This is a genomic window from Agrobacterium sp. MCAB5 (assembly GCF_052114365.1).
GTDB classification, from domain to species: Bacteria; Pseudomonadota; Alphaproteobacteria; order Rhizobiales; family Rhizobiaceae; genus Agrobacterium; species Agrobacterium tumefaciens.
Genome location: NZ_JBFREP010000166.1, coordinates 1 through 564, shown reverse-complemented (window position 1 = coordinate 564; position 564 = coordinate 1). Strand labels below are relative to the sequence as shown.

Annotated in this window: 1 protein-coding gene; it reads right to left on the bottom strand. The window is 59.0% G+C overall.

Annotation, left to right across the window (positions count from 1 at the left end; genetic code table 11):
• Positions 1-166: 166 nt before the first annotated feature.
• Positions 167-564, bottom strand: a 398-nt coding sequence (locus AB4Z23_RS28010; RefSeq protein WP_441361243.1) for an ATP-binding protein, incomplete at its 5' end; no start/stop codon positions are given.

The following is a 564-nucleotide window of genomic DNA, read 5'->3' as shown; positions in this document are numbered from 1 at the left end:
CATGAAGTCTATGCAACGCGAGCCGGGGAGGTCCGTGAACGATGTCGCGCGCCTACAATCCTCGGGTCATCGAGGAACTCAGAGACCGTATCGCCCACCTTGAGGGGAGTGCGTGTTGATTTGCACTGAGAGCTGACCCGGGATTTGCGCCGAGAAGTGACCCGCCTTAGGTATCGTCTGTCGTGGTTGGGGTGGTCAAGTTCCTACGTTTCTCCTTCGTCGTTTTGGGCTCATGAGCTGAGCTGTTTTTGAAGCGGAAGCTGTCGTTTCCGGTTTCGAGGATGTGGCAATGATGCGTGAGCCGATCGAGCAGCGCGGTGGTCATCTTGGCGTCGCCGAAGACGCTGGCCCATTCGCTGAAGCTCAGGTTGGTGGTGATGATGACGCTGGTGTGCTCGTAGAGCTTGCTCAACAGATGGAACAGCAGCGCACCGCCTGAAGCACTGAACGGCAGGTAGCCGAGCTCGTCGAGGATGACGAGATCGGAGTGTGCCAGGCGGTTGGCGATCTGGCCCTGCCGACCTTGGGACTTCTCCTGCTCCAGCGCATTGACCAGCTCCACGG